The organism is Arthrobacter tumbae (assembly GCF_016907495.1).
GTDB classification, from domain to species: domain Bacteria; phylum Actinomycetota; class Actinomycetes; order Actinomycetales; family Micrococcaceae; genus Arthrobacter_D; species Arthrobacter_D tumbae.
In genome coordinates this window covers 2,157,501-2,174,529 of record NZ_JAFBCC010000001.1, presented here as the reverse complement: position 1 = coordinate 2,174,529, position 17,029 = coordinate 2,157,501, and the positions used below count along the sequence as shown (strand labels likewise).

At 61.2% G+C, this 17,029-nt stretch carries 15 protein-coding genes; 3 read left to right on the top strand and 12 right to left on the bottom strand.

Translation table 11 applies throughout. The features are described 5' to 3' along the window. The first annotated feature begins 53 nt into the window (after positions 1 to 53). From JOD47_RS10495 to JOD47_RS10485, 3 genes are all read left to right on the top strand, one after another. Complete coding sequence (locus tag JOD47_RS10495) at positions 54 to 725, top strand: Type 1 glutamine amidotransferase-like domain-containing protein (RefSeq protein ID WP_204534119.1); 672 nt, start codon at positions 54 to 56, stop codon at positions 723 to 725. A 223-nt stretch (positions 726 to 948) separates the two neighbouring features. After that, complete coding sequence (locus tag JOD47_RS10490) at positions 949 to 1,833, top strand: TIR domain-containing protein (RefSeq protein WP_204534118.1); 885 nt, start codon at positions 949 to 951, stop codon at positions 1,831 to 1,833. A gap of 5 nt (positions 1,834 to 1,838) precedes the next feature. After that, a complete protein-coding gene (locus JOD47_RS10485) occupies positions 1,839 to 2,306 on the top strand; it encodes a hypothetical protein (RefSeq protein WP_204534117.1) in 468 nt (155 codons plus the stop codon). A 1,460-nt stretch (positions 2,307 to 3,766) separates the two neighbouring features. Here the strand turns inward: JOD47_RS10485 and JOD47_RS10480 are convergent. From JOD47_RS10480 to JOD47_RS10425, 12 genes are all read right to left on the bottom strand, one after another. Beyond that, positions 3,767 to 4,915, bottom strand: coding sequence for a glycerate kinase (locus JOD47_RS10480; RefSeq protein WP_307836258.1), 1,149 nt, complete (start codon positions 4,913 to 4,915; stop codon positions 3,767 to 3,769). Between the two features lie 163 nt (positions 4,916 to 5,078). Continuing rightward, positions 5,079 to 6,014 carry an NAD(P)-dependent oxidoreductase gene (locus JOD47_RS10475; RefSeq protein ID WP_204534115.1) on the bottom strand — a complete coding sequence of 312 codons (936 nt, stop codon included), beginning with the start codon at positions 6,012 to 6,014 and terminating at the stop codon, positions 5,079 to 5,081. Beyond that, positions 6,011 to 7,534 carry a tripartite tricarboxylate transporter permease gene (locus JOD47_RS10470; RefSeq protein WP_204534114.1) on the bottom strand — a complete coding sequence of 508 codons (1,524 nt, stop codon included), beginning with the start codon at positions 7,532 to 7,534 and terminating at the stop codon, positions 6,011 to 6,013. The genes JOD47_RS10475 and JOD47_RS10470 overlap by 4 nt, the downstream gene beginning before the upstream one ends. Next, positions 7,531 to 8,001, bottom strand: a complete 471-nt coding sequence (locus tag JOD47_RS10465; RefSeq protein WP_204534113.1) for a tripartite tricarboxylate transporter TctB family protein — start codon at positions 7,999 to 8,001, stop codon at positions 7,531 to 7,533. The genes JOD47_RS10470 and JOD47_RS10465 overlap by 4 nt, the downstream gene beginning before the upstream one ends. Before the next feature lie 57 nt (positions 8,002 to 8,058). Continuing rightward, positions 8,059 to 9,078: a tripartite tricarboxylate transporter substrate binding protein gene (locus JOD47_RS10460; protein WP_204534111.1), complete on the bottom strand. Its 1,020-nt coding sequence runs from the start codon at positions 9,076 to 9,078 to the stop codon at positions 8,059 to 8,061. 43 nt (positions 9,079 to 9,121) lie between these two features. After that, positions 9,122 to 9,940: an enoyl-CoA hydratase/isomerase family protein gene (locus tag JOD47_RS10455; RefSeq protein WP_204534109.1), complete on the bottom strand. Its 819-nt coding sequence runs from the start codon at positions 9,938 to 9,940 to the stop codon at positions 9,122 to 9,124. A 282-nt stretch (positions 9,941 to 10,222) separates the two neighbouring features. Continuing rightward, positions 10,223 to 11,395 (bottom strand): acyl-CoA dehydrogenase family protein, encoded by a 1,173-nt coding sequence (locus tag JOD47_RS10450; RefSeq protein ID WP_204534107.1) that lies wholly within the window; start codon positions 11,393 to 11,395, stop codon positions 10,223 to 10,225. Beyond that, positions 11,392 to 12,618 carry a CaiB/BaiF CoA transferase family protein gene (locus JOD47_RS10445; protein ID WP_204534105.1) on the bottom strand — a complete coding sequence of 409 codons (1,227 nt, stop codon included), beginning with the start codon at positions 12,616 to 12,618 and terminating at the stop codon, positions 11,392 to 11,394. The genes JOD47_RS10450 and JOD47_RS10445 overlap by 4 nt, the downstream gene beginning before the upstream one ends. Beyond that, positions 12,615 to 13,862 (bottom strand): YyaL domain-containing protein, encoded by a 1,248-nt coding sequence (locus tag JOD47_RS10440; RefSeq protein ID WP_204534103.1) that lies wholly within the window; start codon positions 13,860 to 13,862, stop codon positions 12,615 to 12,617. The genes JOD47_RS10445 and JOD47_RS10440 overlap by 4 nt, the downstream gene beginning before the upstream one ends. Further along, a complete protein-coding gene (locus JOD47_RS10435; protein WP_204534101.1) occupies positions 13,859 to 15,121 on the bottom strand; it encodes a CaiB/BaiF CoA transferase family protein in 1,263 nt (420 codons plus the stop codon). Before JOD47_RS10435 ends, JOD47_RS10440 begins: the two co-directional genes overlap by 4 nt. A 94-nt stretch (positions 15,122 to 15,215) precedes the next feature. Continuing rightward, positions 15,216 to 15,983 (bottom strand): IclR family transcriptional regulator, encoded by a 768-nt coding sequence (locus tag JOD47_RS10430; RefSeq protein WP_204534099.1) that lies wholly within the window; start codon positions 15,981 to 15,983, stop codon positions 15,216 to 15,218. Then, the gene (locus JOD47_RS10425) at positions 15,984 to 17,015 is read right to left on the bottom strand and encodes a 2-hydroxyacid dehydrogenase (RefSeq protein WP_204534098.1); all 1,032 of its coding nucleotides are present in this window, start codon (positions 17,013 to 17,015) and stop codon (positions 15,984 to 15,986) included. Positions 17,016 to 17,029: the final 14 nt, after the last annotated feature.

The following is a 17,029-nucleotide window of genomic DNA, read 5'->3' as shown; positions in this document are numbered from 1 at the left end:
CATCTGATGGCCGTTCGAGTGGCAGCGGCAGCCGCAGCCACTAAGATGGCGCCGTGAAGCTTCTTCTCACTTCGGCGGGCGTCACCAATCCAACGATCCTCACTGCGCTCGAACAACTTCTCGGCAAGCCCATCAGCGAGTCCAGCGCACTGTGCATTCCCACCGCCCAATATGGTCACCCGTGGGTCGGCCCCGGCGTCAAGGCCTGGGAATTTATCAGCGGGAGATCCGAGAATCCCATGGTCAACTTGGGATGGAGATCGGTCGGCGTGCTGGAATTGACTGCGCTGCCGAGCATCGATGAAGAGCGGTGGAAGCCACTCGTTCTTGAGACCGACGTGTTACTGGCGGCTGGCGGTGACGCGCTATACCTCAACCACTGGCTGCAGCACTCGGGTCTGGCCGACATGTTCCTGTCCCTGACGAAAACTGTGTGGGTTGGGATGAGCGCTGGCAGCATGGTGATGACTCCGCAGATCGGTCGAGAGTTCGTCGGCTGGAAGCCGGCAACGGGTGACGACAGCGCATTGGGAGTAGTTCACTTTTCAATCTGTCCGCACCTCGCGCCGGATGGGGGACCCGGCAATTCGCTTGCGGCAGCAGAAAGATGGGCGGCCGGTATAGGCCACCCGTCCTACGCCATCGATGATCAGACGGCCATCAGCGTGACCGACGACGCTGTGGACATCTTCACAGAGGGCACTTGGCGGTACTTCCCAAAGTAGGCGACGGTCAACCTCACAGCCAGAAGGACCGGCTTTCGGCCAGTTAGCTAGCCGGCGGCGCGCCCATCGCGCGCAGAGGGTTCGGCTTATGCAGCACCGACGACCAGATGCCCAGCGTTTGTCAGGAGCACCATCTATCGTGGCGGGTGAAGCTTGTCCACCGAAGATGAGCCTGATTCTCTAGGAGGAGACCCACTTGAACAGTCCGAGTAATAATCGCTCCGTGTTCGTCGTGCATGGTCGCAATGAGGCGCTCCGTAGATCGATATTCGATTTCCTACGGAGTATCAACTTGTCACCAATGGAGTGGACAAGCGCTGTTGAACTCACAGGCGAGGGCTCTCCCTACATCGGGCAGGTGCTCGATGCCGCCTTCGAGCATGCAACTGCTGTAGTCGTCCTGATGACACCCGATGAGGTGGCGTATCTACAGCCCCGCTACGGCCATGGCGAGAATGATCATGAAACGCGGCCCGCGCCACAAGCTCGTCCCAACGTGCTGTTCGAAGCTGGCATGGCGTTAGGCCGTGACGCCAAGCGAACGGTGCTCGTGGAAGTGGGTGAGGTGCGACCGTTCAGTGATGTTGCTGGACGCCATGCAATCCGACTGTCCAACAACCCGGCGAGTCGCCAGGCATTGGCGACCCGGCTCCGAACGGCAGGATGCGCCGTCAACCTCAATGGCACGGACTGGCACACGTCTGGTGACTTCACAGCACCTCCTCCACCGGGCGACGGTCTCCCACTCGGGCGTCGACTATCTGGCGGCGCACCAACGAGGAAGGCGATCGAGTTCGATCTCAAGTACTTCAACAAGGGCGGCAATCGCATCGACAAGCTCCAAGTGATCAACAGAGGAACAGAAACCGCCTACGACGTTGCCCTGTCGATACCTGAGGACGTAGCCCTCGATCTTCGATCAACCAATGCCACTGCGATCGCGAAGATCCCAGGTGGCGGTCGCTCAGTCACCGTGGACGTCCTCAATGAAGGGCGCATGACATTTGGTGGCGCGCAAGGAGGAGATGCCTTCGACGTCACAATCACGGCGCGTACCGAGAGCGGCGATCAGGTAAGCCAAGACGTGTTCCTCGATCTGAACGGATAATGACGATGGATGATGAGATTCAAGTTCCAGTGAGCCTGCCACTCGACAGTGACGGCTTCTTGCGCCGCGAGTGCCCGACCTGCGAACAGGAGTTCAAGTGGTTTAGCCGCGCCGAAGGCGATGATGAAGCCGAACCGGTCTCCCAATACTTCTGTCCTCTGTGTGGTGTCGCAGCGGGTCTAGGTGAGTGGTGGACCCCGGCACAACTCGAATATGGTTTTGGGAGTGCTGGCGGAGCGATTGATCAGGCAATGCAGGACGCCGTAGCGGACGCCTTCAAGGGCATCAAAGGCATGAAATTCAAGCCAAACGCATCATTCAGCCTGGATATTGAGACGCCCGAACCACTCGTCGAGCCCGACGACATGGTCATCGTCGAGCCACCCTGCCACCCGAATGAACCACTTAAGGTTCCTGAAGCGTCCACAGAACGCGCATTTTGTTTGATTTGTGGTGCAGAGTTCGCGGCATAGTCAGTCAGGGAGCAGCAGCTCCATTGCAGAACCACTGGAACTTATTGCTGCGGCGAGTTAGCGAGAGACTCGGGCTTCATGTGGCTCAAGGAGCACGAGTTTTTCAGGCAGGTGGTAACGCTGATGAAACCGTACGACTGACTCTGTGTAGAGCCAACTCAGGTCGTGGAGAGCCCGGCCAAGGTCACCAGTCGTGTGGCTGTGTCCGCTTGGAGCAGCTCTTGAGATCTTTTCGACGAGGGAGAGGAATTCGAGTCGTCCCGGTACAAGGAAGCAGTGGGTGGGAGCCCCCTCGTGATCGTGCGCGTAACCGCCGATGAATCCATACGAAAGACACGCATCAGAACCCGAGCCCGTCTCGTGCAAGCCGACCGTAACTCGCCAGAGGCCTACGCAGCAGTAACCATCCAACAGCGTCAACGGCCGAGGCTCCCAGACCACTGAAGAATCGATCGAGGGTGCCCATTTCCTTCATGAGCATCAACGATGTACATCCGCTTCAGCTCGGCACGTCCGTCGTCGCGGAGCCTCCAACCGTCAATGGCTATGGGAAAATCTCCGTCGTAGCCAACTGCGAAGTCGCCGCAGGGCGACGAAAACTGAGCAGCTCCAATCGGACTGTCATCGCGAGATCCGTAGATTTGCAAGCACTCGGCCCGCAAGCCCTCGACGAGGACTGTTACATCGGGGTGGTAAGGCTTGGGGACGATCCTCATTGTTCGAATTCTCATGCGACCCTCTGAACTGCCGCAGGGCGTGATCCAGCACCTGCCCGAAGTGGCGACTCTGGTGTCCGGCTACAGCCGGAGCGCCGGGGAGCGGATCACATCGATAAACTCCCGGTTGCCACAGATAGGGGGTCCAAATCGTTCCTACCCCCATCCCATAATCGTCCAGTACTACCCACTCCTCCTCGGTGACGCGATACGCGGAACCGAGGTGGGCGGTAGCGGGGTTGGTAAACATCACCTGACCAGAGATGGGATTGGTGCTCATGAGGGGAAATCCTTCTTTCTGGCGGTTATTAGGTCGGGCATAACTGTCGCGCTCGCGGCGGAAGCTCAGGCGGAAATCAGCCCGAAAACGCTGACTCAGGCGTCGAAGGACTCGGGAGAACTTCTTGCTGTCATTCCTCAAGTGAAGATGCCCGCCGCCGCATGGAGTTGGCAGACGGCGATTCCGGGGCCGCCGCCAGCAGCCTCGCCAACACCTGCCACAGCCGCAAGCGAGGGGATCGCATCTGGTGTCTGTTTAGCACCCCGACGTGATCCACCCTGCATCACAGGCCCTATTTGCGGAAGCGAGATGGGAGCGATGGTGTAAAGAGCGAGTGCTTGGAGTCGTCGGCACGACAGGCGATCCGGTTTCCCTACGGCGTGTGCCCCAGGGCGGCGACGGGGCTAGCGGGATGGACTGCGGAAATAAGGAAGAATCTTGTTGTGACCGCCCTCCTTGTGCCATTACCTTCGAACACCTCGAGCGCGCTCGAGCGTCTGGGAGATCTGCCGTCCAACGGCTGTTAAGAGCCGTGCTGAGAGCGCCGAGTCAATGGCACTGTCCTGGTCAGTCATGTTGCTCAGTGAGTAGATCTGTTGAATGTTGTATTCGGGCATCCGGTCCTTCTCAAGTGCATTGTGCCCGACAACTGCGATGACCGGCACAGGCATGGAGCGCCGTGCCACCACAAGCGGTAGCTTCCCCGAGAGGGTTTGATCATCCATTTTCCCCTCACCAGTGATAACCAGGTCACAGTCTTTCAAGGCTTGCTCGAAACCAAGCAGATCCATGAAGAAATCGGCACCGGACACCATCCGCGCTCCGAGCAGCAGTGCGGCGTATCCCAGCCCTCCTGCACTGCCCGCGCCCGGAGAAAGCGCACAAGACGTACCCGGAAGGCCAGCTTCATCCAAGCGGTTGACCAGATTGGCCAATCCCTCCTCCAGTATCACCACATCTGAGGGAGCAGCTCCCTTTTGTGGCCCGTACACTGCCGCCGTCCCCGTTGGGCCGAGCAATGGGTTCTGGACGTCGTTTGCTGCAATGAGATCCACCCCGGAGAGGTCACAAAGCCCGACAAGGTCGATTCTGGTGATGTCCTTCAGGTTTCCTCCGCAGGGCACGAACACCTCTCCCGAGCCATTGAAGAATTGCGCGCCGAGCCCGCTGAGCATACCGGCACCACCGTCGGTGGTGGCGCTGCCGCCAAGCGCCAGGACGATTCGCCTTGGGCCCCGCCCGTGTGCAGCCCGGACCGCTTCACCGAAACCGTTGCTGCTGCTAGCCAGAGGAGCGAGCCTGCCACCTGGGAGCATCTGCAGGCCCACTGTTGTCGCTGCTTCCACTACTGCGGTGAAACCATCGAGGGCCACGATAGTGGCTGCAGGGATGCCCGTCGGACCGGGAACCTTGACTGTGAACGGGCGGAAACCGGCTTCCAAAACAGCCTGGACGCTACCGTCCCCGCCATCTGCCAACGGCAGAGAACGGCAGTAGATGGTGCGTTTGCCCCCATCCGAGATCAGGCCCGATTCCAGCCAGCCGGCGACTTCGAGCGCGCTGAGTGAACCCTTGAACTTGTCCGGAGCCAGCAGGATCCTGAATGGGCTCACAGCTTCGCAGGAGTTTTCTGGTTCTTGCGCTGTATTCATGTTCAACCTTCGAAGGTGAGTGGTGCGGGAGGCTCAAGTGATTGGCCGTTCCAGGCTCCGTTGTGCTCTGTCTCTCAAGCGCGAAATCCAACCGGATAAACAACATGTGCATGCAGTGTGCGGGTCAGTGTTGCTGAGACCTAGCGCACTCAGGAGAGGAAGGACGGCGGGCGGCCTTGTCGATCCTGTCGCCGAACACCCGGTTGACCACGTCGGTCACAGGAGCATTGAGGTCCCGTGCCGCCGTAGCCTGAACTGCCGTCCGGAGATCCTTGTGCCAGGATCGGTGGGACGGGTCCACGCCGGATGCATCATAGGCGCGGGCTGTTGCTTCGAGGAAACCGGGATGTCGGACGCTCCAGCAGTCAGCCGTTCCGCCGCTGAGGGCGGCCAGCAGCGCGTCTTGGTTGACGCCGCTAGCATTTGCAAGCGCGAGCGCTTCCTGCAGCACCGCCTGGGTGCCGAAAAAAACCATTTGATTGGCCACTTTGGCGCTTTGGCCCGCGCCGAGGGGTCCCATGACATGAACCGTGCCGAGCGCTGCAAGTGGGGCACGCCATCGCTGAATCACCTCCGGAGACCCACCGACCATAAGTGAAAGGGAGCCATCAGTGGCCGCTTCGCTGCCACCGCTTACTGGGGCGTCGATGATGTCCGTCTCCCTGCCCCGCAGTTCAGCAGCAAGTTCAGTCAGCGCGTCAGGGCCCACCGTGGCCATGATGACGACGGCGGCCGGCGGGCGAGAGGCCGACGCGATGCCATCCGGGCCGGACAGTACGCTCCTGCACTGACCCCCATCACTGACCAGGATGAATACGACGTCGGCCTTCTCCGCCAGTTCCCTCACCGAAGCGGCAAGGGGTAACCCTTCGGCGGACGCTCGTGCACCGGGATTGACATCGAAACCGAGGACTTCGAATCCGGCGCAGGCAAGCCGCCTGGCGACCGGTAGACCGAGGTTACCCAAACCTGCCACCCCGACAACGACGTCGGGGTGGCCACCGTCGGTTCCCGGCGTCGTCCCGGAACTGGCGCCGGGTCCGGAGGAGCCTGACGTCACTTCCGAGCGTCCTCTGCTTCGCGGTTTTCGCTGTTCGCATTCGCGGGCTTCTTCCGCATTGCCCAGGAGCGGTACAGCGACCAGCCGACGGTCAACACGCTCAGGATCAGCATAACCAGGGGAATCGGCTGGAAGATCCACTCATAAGAGCCGCTACTGATGATCGTCGCGCGGCGGAAACCGGTCTCCGCGAGCGGCCCCACAATGAGGCCAATCACCAGCGGCGCAGGCGGGAAGCCGCCCTTCAGCATGAAGTATCCGAGCACGCCGGCCGCGATGGTGACCATCACGTCCACGGCGCTTGACTGCAGCGCGTAGGCGCCGACGACACTCAGGGCAAGGATGGATGGCCAGAGGTATTCCGTAGGAATGCGGGTGATCTGGCCCCAGGAACGGATGCCGGCGAGCCCGACTACCAGCATCATGGCGGGAATGACCAGCAACGCGATGAAGATGCCGTAAACCAGGTCCGGTGACCCAGCAAACAGGCCGGGTCCGGGTTGAAGACCATGCACGGTCAACGCGCCGATCAGGACGGCCGCGGCCGAGTTGCCGGGGATGCCCAGAATGAGTGTGGGAGCAAGTGTGCCCGGAACTGACGCATTGTTCGCTGACTCGGCAGCTGCCAGGCCACGTGGGTCCCCCTTGCCGAAGTTCTCCGTATTCCTCGAAAGGCGCTTCACTTCGTTGTGGCCGATGAAGGACCCAATATCTCCACCGGTTCCAGGTAGGACACCCACACCGAAACCGATCAAAGAACTGTACGTGATGCCCGGCATGAGTTTGCGAAGACCGGACCACTTCAGACGGAAGGAACCAGGCGCGATGGTGTTGGCGTTCCGATGATGAATGTGTTGTTCGAATCGAACGAGCGCTTCAGCGACCCCGAACAACCCAATGAGGACCGGGATGAAACCGAGTCCGGACTGGAGCGCATCCACTCCGAACGTCAGGCGGGTGATGCCGTTGATGGGGTCGGTTCCCACCGTGGCGATCAGCAGACCGACCAGTCCGCTGATGAGTCCCTTCACCATTGCGCCTTCGGACATCGAGGCGATGAGGGCGAGAGCGAATACAGCCAGCATGAAAAATTCGGCCGGGCCAAACTTCAACGCAAACCCCGCAAGAGTCGGAGCGAACGCCAGCAGCAGCGCGCCGCCGATGATGCCTCCGATTGAGGAAGCTACCAGCGATATAGTCAGCGCCAGGCCGCCCTTACCCTGAAGGGTCATGGGGTGGCCATCCAGCAGCGTGGCTGCAGACGACGGTGTTCCCGGGATGCGCAGCAGTATCGCTGGGATGGAACCCGCATAGACGGCCCCGGAATAGATTCCCAACAGCAGGCACACGCCGGGCAAGGGCTCGGTGACGAATGTGAACGGTAGCAGAATCGCAATGGTCATAGTAGCTGTGAGGCCCGGGATTGCCCCAACGACTATGCCGCCGAGAATGCCGATAAACATGAAGAGCAGCGGCTGCCAGGTCAGGACCGATTCCAGTCCGTTCAGGAAGTCAGTCACGAGATGAGCCTTTCCAGGAACTCACGCGGGAGCGATACACCAAAGATGGAGTAGAAGATGTAGAAAAGCGACACACTGGTGATCACGGGAAGCAGGATCAGCGGCAGCCACTTCCTAATCCCCATCAGGAACAGTGCGCCGAACAGGAACAACGCCGTTGCCGCAATGTAACCAATGACATCGAGTGCGACGGCGTAGATGATCAGCAAAATGACTACGCTAGCTACGCGCAAGCCATCTCTCCGAGCGGGAAGTGGGTCACCGGAACCGCGCTGAAGGGCGAGGAGCACCGCCAGCACAATCAGTGAACCGGCTATTAACCGCGGGTAACCCGCGGCTCCCGGGTCGCTGGAAGCGCCGGATTCGCCCAGAGCTGCTGTCTGTGTGAACACGAGCACTCCGAGGACCAGTAACAGTACGGCGCCGACGATGTTGCCCGTTCGGTCCGAATGAAGCGTTGTTGTCATGAGTACTTTCTTTCAGGAAGGGTTCGGTGCCCGACGCCATTGCCGGGCACCGGCAGGCTAGTAGAGATTGGCAACCATATCCTTGTACCGTGCGAATTCCTCATCCATGAACGACTCGAATTCCTCTCCCTCGACGACCTCGGAGCCGTAACCTTGTGCCTTCATGAATTCCTGGAACTCTTCGGTGTTCGCGGCCTCAGCGAAGCACTCGGACAGTTTCTGAACTCGGTCCTCCGGAGTTCCTTCGGGCGCAACCACACCGAACCAGTTTGCGGCCTTCCAATCGACGCCCACCTCTTCGGTGGTGGGAATGTCGGGCAGAACGTCGAAGCGCTCGTCTGACATGGTGACCAGGCCGCGGAGCTCGCCTGCCTCGATCTGTGAACGCATTTCCGCGCCTGAAGGAGTCAGAGCTTCCACCTGGCCGCCCAGGACAGCAGGGATCATTTCGGCAGCACCATTGAATGGAACGAGTTCGGCGAACTCAAAACCGGCAGCCTCGGCCAGTCCGCGGGCGGCGAGGTCCCAGATACCACCTTGCCCGTTGGTTGCGACCCGGATCTGGTCACCACTCTTCGCACCTTCCACCAAGTCATCGAACGTCTCGTACTCTGAATCGGACGAAACGGCCAGCACGGACGGCGTGGCCTGGAATCTCACGATTCCCCGCAGGTCTTCAGGGGTGACCTCGGCGTTCCCGAGGTGGTTGAGGATGGAGACCTCGACCGTCGCCGTACCGATGGTGTAACCGTCTGGCTCGGCGTCGGCGATTGCCTGGTGCCCGGTGGCGCCGGCTGCGCCAGTCCGGTTGGAAATGATGATGCGGGTTCCACAGGTGTCCTCCGCCTGAGCCGCCAGCTGGCGGGTGGTGAGGTCTGTGCCGCCGCCGGCGGCCCATGGGACAATCATTTCAATTTGCTCTGAGGGGAAATTGTCTCCCTCTCCGCCCCCTCCAGCGGCATCGCCTCCCGCATTCGCTCCACAGGCGGCCAAGGACGCTGAGAGGGCGACGACGCCGCCAACGGCAGCGACGCTCAGACGAGCGGATCGATTGGTACGTGATGTTGATGGTGTCATGAGATGGTTCCTTCTTCGGTAGTGCGGACGTGTGGTGCATGTTCTAGGAGAGGGACCTTGATTCGGTTCCTCTGAAGTTCGGCGGTCGTTTTTCCTGGAAAGCTTTGATGCCTTCCTTGACCGCGTCGGTGCGGAACACTTCTCCGAAAAGCGCTGCTTCAAGCTTCAGTCCCTCAGCGAGAGGCTGCTCAACAGCGGCATTGATCAGCCGGCGAATTCGGGAAATAGCCGTTGTGGGTAGTGAGGCGAGGTGCTCGGCGAAGCTCAATGCTTCGGCAAGCGGGTCACCGGATGCGATGAGCCGGTTGACCAGCCCGATGCGGTGGGCTTCGACCGCATCGATGGGTTTTCCGGTGAGCATAAGTTCAAGGGCACGTGCCGGGCCGATGATTCGGGGTAGCAGTTGGGTGCCACCGTTGCCTGGAAAGACGCCCCTGGTGACTTCCGGCAAGGCGAACGATGCCCTTTCAGTGGCGAACCGCAGGTCTGTGGCCAGGGTCACCTCTAGCCCGGCGCCGTAAGCGACGCCTTCCACGAGTGCAATCGTTGGCTTGCCGCAGTTGGCTATTGCCGACACTAGCTGGTGCCCTTCTTGGGCAATTTGCTCGGCATTCCCATCGGCGATGCGTTGGGGGAACTCGCGGATGTCCGCGCCGGCCGAGAAAGCCCGCGTACCGGCTCCGCGTAAGACAACGGCCCGGATGTCACTCCGCTCCTTGAGTGCGATGAATGTTTCGCGCAGCTTTTCTTTTGTGACCCGCGACAGCAGGTTGAGGGGCGGGTCTTCGATGGTGACCAGCGCAACGTCCCGCTGAAGCTGCATATTTACGAGTTGCGACGCGTGCGTGGTGTTGTACGCCATGGTTCCTCCTTCGCCGTTGAAGTGGATCGGTTGTGGTGGATCTTCACCGGTTACCTGAACTCGCAATCCTCCTCTTCGAGGAACCGGGTTCGTATTTAGGGACCGTATTCATAATGCTAGACCGACATTCGGTTGAATACAAGGGTATTTCTGTACGCTCCGAGCCGATCCAGCGGTTCCCGGGGCAAGATTTGGGCATGACCCCGTGGGCCCGGTACAGCGACTTCCGAAGCCGTACCGGGCGGGGCTGGGCAGGCACCGCCGGAGCAAGCGATGCTGTGGTCAGGAGAGCAGGTCCTTCGCGATGATATTCCGCTGAATCTGGTTGGTCCCTTCGATGATCTGAAGGCCCTTGGCTTCCCGCATGAATCGCTCCATCGGGTAATCGGTGCTGTACCCCTTCGCGCCGAAGATCTGGATGCCGTCGAGCGTGATTTGCATCGCGGTGTCCGTGGCGAAGGTTTTCGCCACGCCGATCAGCGGCGCTGCGTCCCGAGGCGACATGCCGCCGTCGAGCACTGCTGCCGATTTGTACACCAGGTGCCTTGAGGCTTCCAAGCCGATCTTCATGTCGGCCAGCATCCACTGCAGCCCCTGGAAATCGGCGATCCGCTGTCCGAAGGCCTTCCGGTCTTTGGCATAGGAGACCGCGTGATCGAGGGAACCCTGCGCGAGTCCGAGTGCTCGTGCACCAACCAGCGGACGCAGCTTCGTGAAGGTGCTGGCGGCAGTTTTGAAACCGTCCCCCTCCGCACCTAGCCGGTCCTCGGCAGGGACAAAGACGTTATTGAACTCGACCTCGCAGGACGGGATGGCACGGCCGCCGATCTTGTTCATTTTCGCCCCGCGGACCACACCCTCGGCGGTGGTGGGAACCACAAAGGAGCTTAGCCCGCGGTGACCCGGCTCGCCGGTACGGGCGAACGTCACGAAATAGTCCGACACGGGCGCGTTGCCAGCCCAGACCTTCTTGCCATTGAGGAGATATCCCCCGTCCACCCGCTCGGCTCGGGTTTGCAGGTTCGCCATGTCCGATCCGACTTCCGGTTCGGTGTTTGCGGTGGAAAACCGCAAGGTCCCGTTGGCCAGTCCGGGCAGGTACTTCCGCCGCTGTTCCTCATTGCCGGCTGCACTGATCGCGAAGAACGGCTGCCAGGTCATCATGAGCAGGTAGGACGTGTTGTAGCAGGCGCGGGTGAGCCCTTCGATGGCGAGCACGCAGCTTAGGATCCCCGAATTCCTGCCACCGTGCTCGGGGGCGAAAGGCAGCGCCAGGTAGTTCTTCTCAACCAGCAGGTCGAACATGTCCTGAGGGTATTCACCGGTCTTGTCACGGTGGGCTGCCCCAGCGGCAACTGGCCCGTCCGCAAGGACGCGAATCTCTTCCTGGAGCGCGAGCTGCTCGTCTGTGAGCGCGTACTGTTCCTTCTGCATGGTTTCGGTGATGGTGCTCATGATTGCTCCTTGGCATGTGTTCCGTTGGTGGTGGTGCTGTAACTGGTCTTGCATGGAGTGGCCGTGCGGATTATTCCGCGAGCTGCCAGGTCATTGATGTCGGTGTCAGGAAGCCCCAGTTCCCGTAAAACGTCCTGGGTGTGTTCGCCGAGGCGGGGCGGCGGAAGATCAGCAGGCGGCCAGGAAGGATCCGCAGTCACCGGGGTGCGGATCTGCCGCAGGCGCCCAATAGAGGGATGGTCCACTTCGAGGGTTCGAGGCGGTGCTCCGGGAAGGACGTCCGCAAGTCCTAGAACAGGCGCGATGTCCTTCCCGATCTTGCCGAGGGTTGCTAGCCAGTGATCACGCGAATGCGTACGCAGGAGCGCGGCCACCTCTTCACGTCGGTGCACCGTTCCTTGCGCTGACCGGCTCTCTGCTGAACCTGCCCCGATAATCAGCCCGGAGGGCTCGGCTTCAAGCCACAGCGAGAGCCCGTCCGCGCAAACATATGCCCCTCGTACAGACGCAGTGTCGTCATCGTCAGACCGGGGGCAAATAGGCGCAGTGCCGTTTTCGGCCTCCGCGACGGGGGTGATCAGGTCCGTGGTAATCAGGTCCGTCTGGGCATACAGCTGTGTGTCCAGAAGATTGAGCTCGATCGTGGAACCGACCCCGCTCTGTTTCCTCCGGTGGAGGGCAGCCAGTATGCCGGTCACAGCCAATACTCCTGCAGCCACATCAGGGAGGCTCACCCCCATCCGCACCGGCCGGCCCTCGACCCGACCCGTCGCTGCCATTGACCCGCTGAGCGCCTGTATCACCGGGTCGTTGGCGGGGCGGGAAGCGTAAGGACCGTCGCTGCCGAAGGCCGACACTGTGCAATAAATCAGTTCAGGATGCGCTTCGCGCAGCGCCGCCGCGCCGATTCCCAGACGCTCCGCCGTGCCGGGCCTGAAGTTCTGTACGACGATGTCGGCCTGACCGGCCAGCTTCAAGGCAGCAGTAAGGCCCTCGGGATGCTTCAAATCCATGGCTATGCTGCGCTTGCCGCGGTTGAACCCCAGGAAGATGGCCGATTCACCCGTGGTATAGACGCTTCCCATGTCACGGCCGATCTCACCGTCGGGGGGCTCAAGCTTGATGACTGCCGCGCCGAGATCCGCCAGCAGCATGGTGCACCAGGGTCCGGCGACGAAATGCGTCAGGTCCAGTACACGTATGCCTGCCAGCGGAGCACTCATGACGCTGCTGTCCGGTCGGAGGCACGTGAGACTGAATTGATGTGCAGCGGTGCGGACTGTGCAAGCTCCAGCGGGGACCAGTCGGAGTGGAGATAGCGGTACGCCGCCTCAACGACCCAGTAGTTTCCGTAGGGCATCACATCCTCCAGCGGGAAGCGCGAGAAACCTGCTCCTGCCTTCTCCGCCGGCAGCCGTCCCCAGCTGCTGTGCAGCAGCACGCCGCCGGGGCTCAGATAGTTCGTGAACAGTTCTCGGGCGATCGCATCGGCTGCTGTGGAGGCCCAGCCGGCGGATTCTTGGTCGAGCCGCGCCAGTCGCAGCAGCGCGTTCGCGGCGATGGTGGCGCTGCAGGAGTCCCGGGGAACCGCGGGGGCCTGCGGATCCGCGAAATCGTAGAACGGAACGCTGTCCTCCGGCAGGTGGTCCACGTACCATCGGCATACGTTTCGCGCCACCTCCAGGAACCGTCGGTCTCCGGTCGCTTCGTACACGTTGACGTAGTTGTGCATCGCCCATGACTGGCCCCGACTCCACGTTGTGGAGTCGCTATAGCCCTGCATCGAGTAGCGACGCGCGGGCTGACCTGTCTCCAGATCGAACTCAATAGCCTGATAAGCCGATCCGTCACCACGGACGATGCCATAGTTCAGCAAGTTGGTGTTGTGTCGCCGTGCAATATCGGCAAGTTCAGGGTCGGATGCGGCCGACCAGTAGAACGGCAGCAGGTTAAGCCCCGTATCGATGACCGCACGGTTGACCCCGAGGACCTGGAAGAAGACGCCGAGCCGCTCGTCGAAGTTCTTGCTGTACTGCCGGGTGGCTTCCAGCGCCGCGTTTGTCAGCGCTGTGTCTCCGGTGAGTCGTGCTCCGAGGCAGGATGCATAGAAGAGGTCGCTGCCGGCGGCGGAGAAGCGGGGCGGCTCCTTCGACAGGCTGTCTGCGACGACGCGGGCGAGCTTATGTGCGGCAGCGCGGATGCGGTCATCGTCGAAATGGTCTGCCACCAGCCACAGGCGGCCGGTCAGGAACCCCACCCACTGGAAGGTGGACCAGTCATGTGGAAGGTAAACATCGCAGATTTGATAGCCGCCGGTGGTGTACTTGAAACCCGGAACGGCGCCGGCAGGGGAGCCCTCAATGATCTCCAGGACCGGCTCGACGCCGCGGCGCACGTCCTCGAGCGCCTGTTGTGCAAGGTCCTGCATGGTGTCGGGTTGCGCGGGTGAGGTCTGGGTGATGCTCATGAGGCTCCTTCATGACGGCTGGTGGGACGGTGGGTTGAGGCGAGAGCCGGTTCGAGGCCCATGGCGGCCGCGCCGCTGTCGACCAGTCGACGGGCGTCGGCATCGGATACACCGGCCGCATCGAGGATCTCCCGGGTGTGCTCTCCGAGGAGGGGCGGAGCGTTGCGGATGGCCGGTCTCTCACCGTCGAACGTCATTGGCAGGCCGACTGTACGCATCTCGCCGAGTGTTGGATGGTGCATCGTGGCCAACAGCCCGTTATGGAGCACCTGGGGATCGGACATCGCTTCTGACAGGCTGTTCACTGGTGCGCATGGAACGCCCGCATTCTGCAGGGTTTCGAGCCACTCTTGACTGGGGCGTCGACTCATCAGCGAACTAAGCCGGCCCGCAAGTTCCTTCCGGTGCTCAACCCGTCCGACGTTCCGTGCGTACCGGGGATCATCCGCGAGGTCCGGTTGCTCCAGGGCAGAACACAGCAGGCGCCAGAATTTGTCGTTGATGACGGCGATGTAGACGTACCTGCCGTCGCTGCAGGGGAATGCCTGGTAGGGCGAGAACTGGGGGTGCGCGCTTCCCAGCCGAGGCTGGTCTTCACCGTCGATGAGGTATTCCTGCGCCCGGGGACCGAGCGCAAAGACGGAAACATCGAGTAGATTGAGGTTGATTTCGGCTCCCTGTCCGTCACGCTGGCGGCCGACGAGGGCTGCGAGGATGGCGTAACCGGCCATCATCCCTGCGCCGAAGTCCGGAACACTGACCCCCTGCCGGGACGGCGGACCATTTTCCTCACCGGTGATCGCCATGGCGCCGGAGAGCGCCTGGACGATGGGGTCATTTCCTGCGAGGTCCACGTAGGGTCCGGAAGTGCCGAACGCCGAGATAGAGGCATAGATGAGGCCGGGGTTGCGTTCAGCAAGACTGGCACGGTCCACCCCAAGCTGGGCTGCTTTGCCGGGACGGAGGTTTTCGACGACGACGTCGGCTGTCTCCGCCAGTCGGAAAAAAATTTCCTTCCCTTTCGTCTGCTTCAGATCGAGGGCAATGCTGCGCTTGTTACGGTTTAGGGACAGGAAAACGGCACTCTGGTCACCTGCATAGATGTTTCCCGCCTGGCGCGACATGTCGCCGGTGTCGGGGCGCTCAATCTTGATGACGTCCGCGCCCAGGTCCGCGAGGACCATGGTGCACCACGGGCCCGCCGCAAGATGGCTCAGATCGAGAACAGTGATCCCTTCGAGGGGCAATCGTGCATTCATTAGAATCCTCCTTCGTGTTCATATGTAGGAAATTAGTTCGAGAAGCTGCTTAGGCTGCGCAGGTGCCGGAATACGTATGGTTTTGTTCTGGTGGTCAGCGCGTGGAGAGCGCTGTGGAAACCGTCTCTGCTGCGGCCACAATCTGTTTGCCTAATGATCGTTTCTCGACGGCACTCATGCTGGACGCGAGATACGTCAGGCTCATGGCGGCGACTACGTTGCCTGTGTGATCACGAATCGGAGCGGCAAATCCAGTGATCGCGGGGTGGAGTCCCTGGTTGTCCAGGGCATATCCCCGGGAAGCCTGTTCCAGTACGTCTTTCCGGAAGGAGTCAGGATCGGCCAGTGTGTGCGGTGTCATGCGTTCAAAAACATGGTTCTTCAACCATTCCTCCCGCTCCGGCTCCGGCAGCGCGCCCACCAGCACCTTGCCCAGTGCTGTGACATGCGCAGGAATGCGCGTGCCCACATGGGTCACCAGACGCACCAGACTGTCCCGGTTCTCGACCTTCTCTATATAGAGAACCTCGTGTCCGTCCAGGACCGCCAGGTTGCAGGTTCCGCCGGTACTGGCGGAAAGTTCTTCCATCGCCGGCCGGGCTAGCTCCGGAAGGTCCACCAGTTCCAGCGCTGTTGCAGCCAGCGAGAACAAGCGCAAGCTAAGCCGGTACCGGTGGTTGGCGTCCCTCACCACCAGTTCCTTAGCCTGCAGTGTCTGGAGCAGGCCGTGGGTGGTGCTTTTCGGCAGGTCGAGTGCCTGCGCGATCTCAATCATGCGCATCGGGGACTTGCGCTGGGACAGCAACTCAAGGAGTGCCGCGACACGCTCGACTGATCGAACAAAACCGTTGTCGCTAACCATTTACGACTCTCCTTGTTTCCCGACACCGGCACTTGGAACAGTAACAGCATCCCGGCGTGAACCAGTGCTTCCTAGGGTACTAACCGGGGTCAATGGACCGGAGTGATCCAGGACGGCCAGGGCGTTTTTTATGGCCAGGAGGGCCATTCTTGTACGGGTCTGTTCTCCCGCGCTGCCGATGTGCGGAGTCAGCACCACGTTGTCCAGTTCAAGGAGACCCGGGTGGATGGCCGGCTCGTGCTCGAAAACATCGAGCCCGGCTCCGCGGATTCGTCGGTTCCTCAGCGCGTCAACCAGTGCATCCTCATCGATCAACGGGCCGCGCGCGGTATTGATGATCACCGCGCCCGGCTTCATTGATGCGATCTGCCGTGCTCCGATCAGGTGCCGCGTCTCGCCGTTGAGTGGGGCATGGAGGCTGATCACATCCGCTGTTGCAAGGAGCTCATCCAGCGGCATGCGTTCCACACCGCCACGACTACCCGAACCGGAGGCCGCAGCGATGACCCGCATCCCGAACGCGCGTGCCCGTGTAGCGAGCGCTTCGCCGATCCGCCCATACCCCACGATCCCGAGGGTTTCGCCTGCCAAATCCCTGCCCAGGAACAGTCGTGGACCCCAGGACCAGGGTTCACTCCTCCTGAGAAACGCGTCGGCTTCGACGATACGACGGTTGAGTGCCAATAGAAGCCCGATGGCCAGGTCTGCTGTTGCGTCGGTTAGGACATCAGGGGTGTTGGTCACCGTGATCCCGCGGCTCTCCGCAGCGTGGACATCAATGTTGTCCGTGCCGACGGAGACTGCCGCCACAACCTTCAGCTGCGGCCCTGCTCGGTCGAATAGTTCCGCATCCATTGCCTCGGTGAGCAGTGTGATGATGCCGACGGCACCATTGACGTGCTCAAGCAGTTCCTCGCGGGTGGGCGGCAGGTCACGGTCGGGATGAACCACGACCTCGTGTCCGGATTCACGAAGAATCTGCATCGGTTCCGGACCAAGGTCCCGAGTGACGTACAAGTGCCCGTTTGCCATGACCATCTACTCCT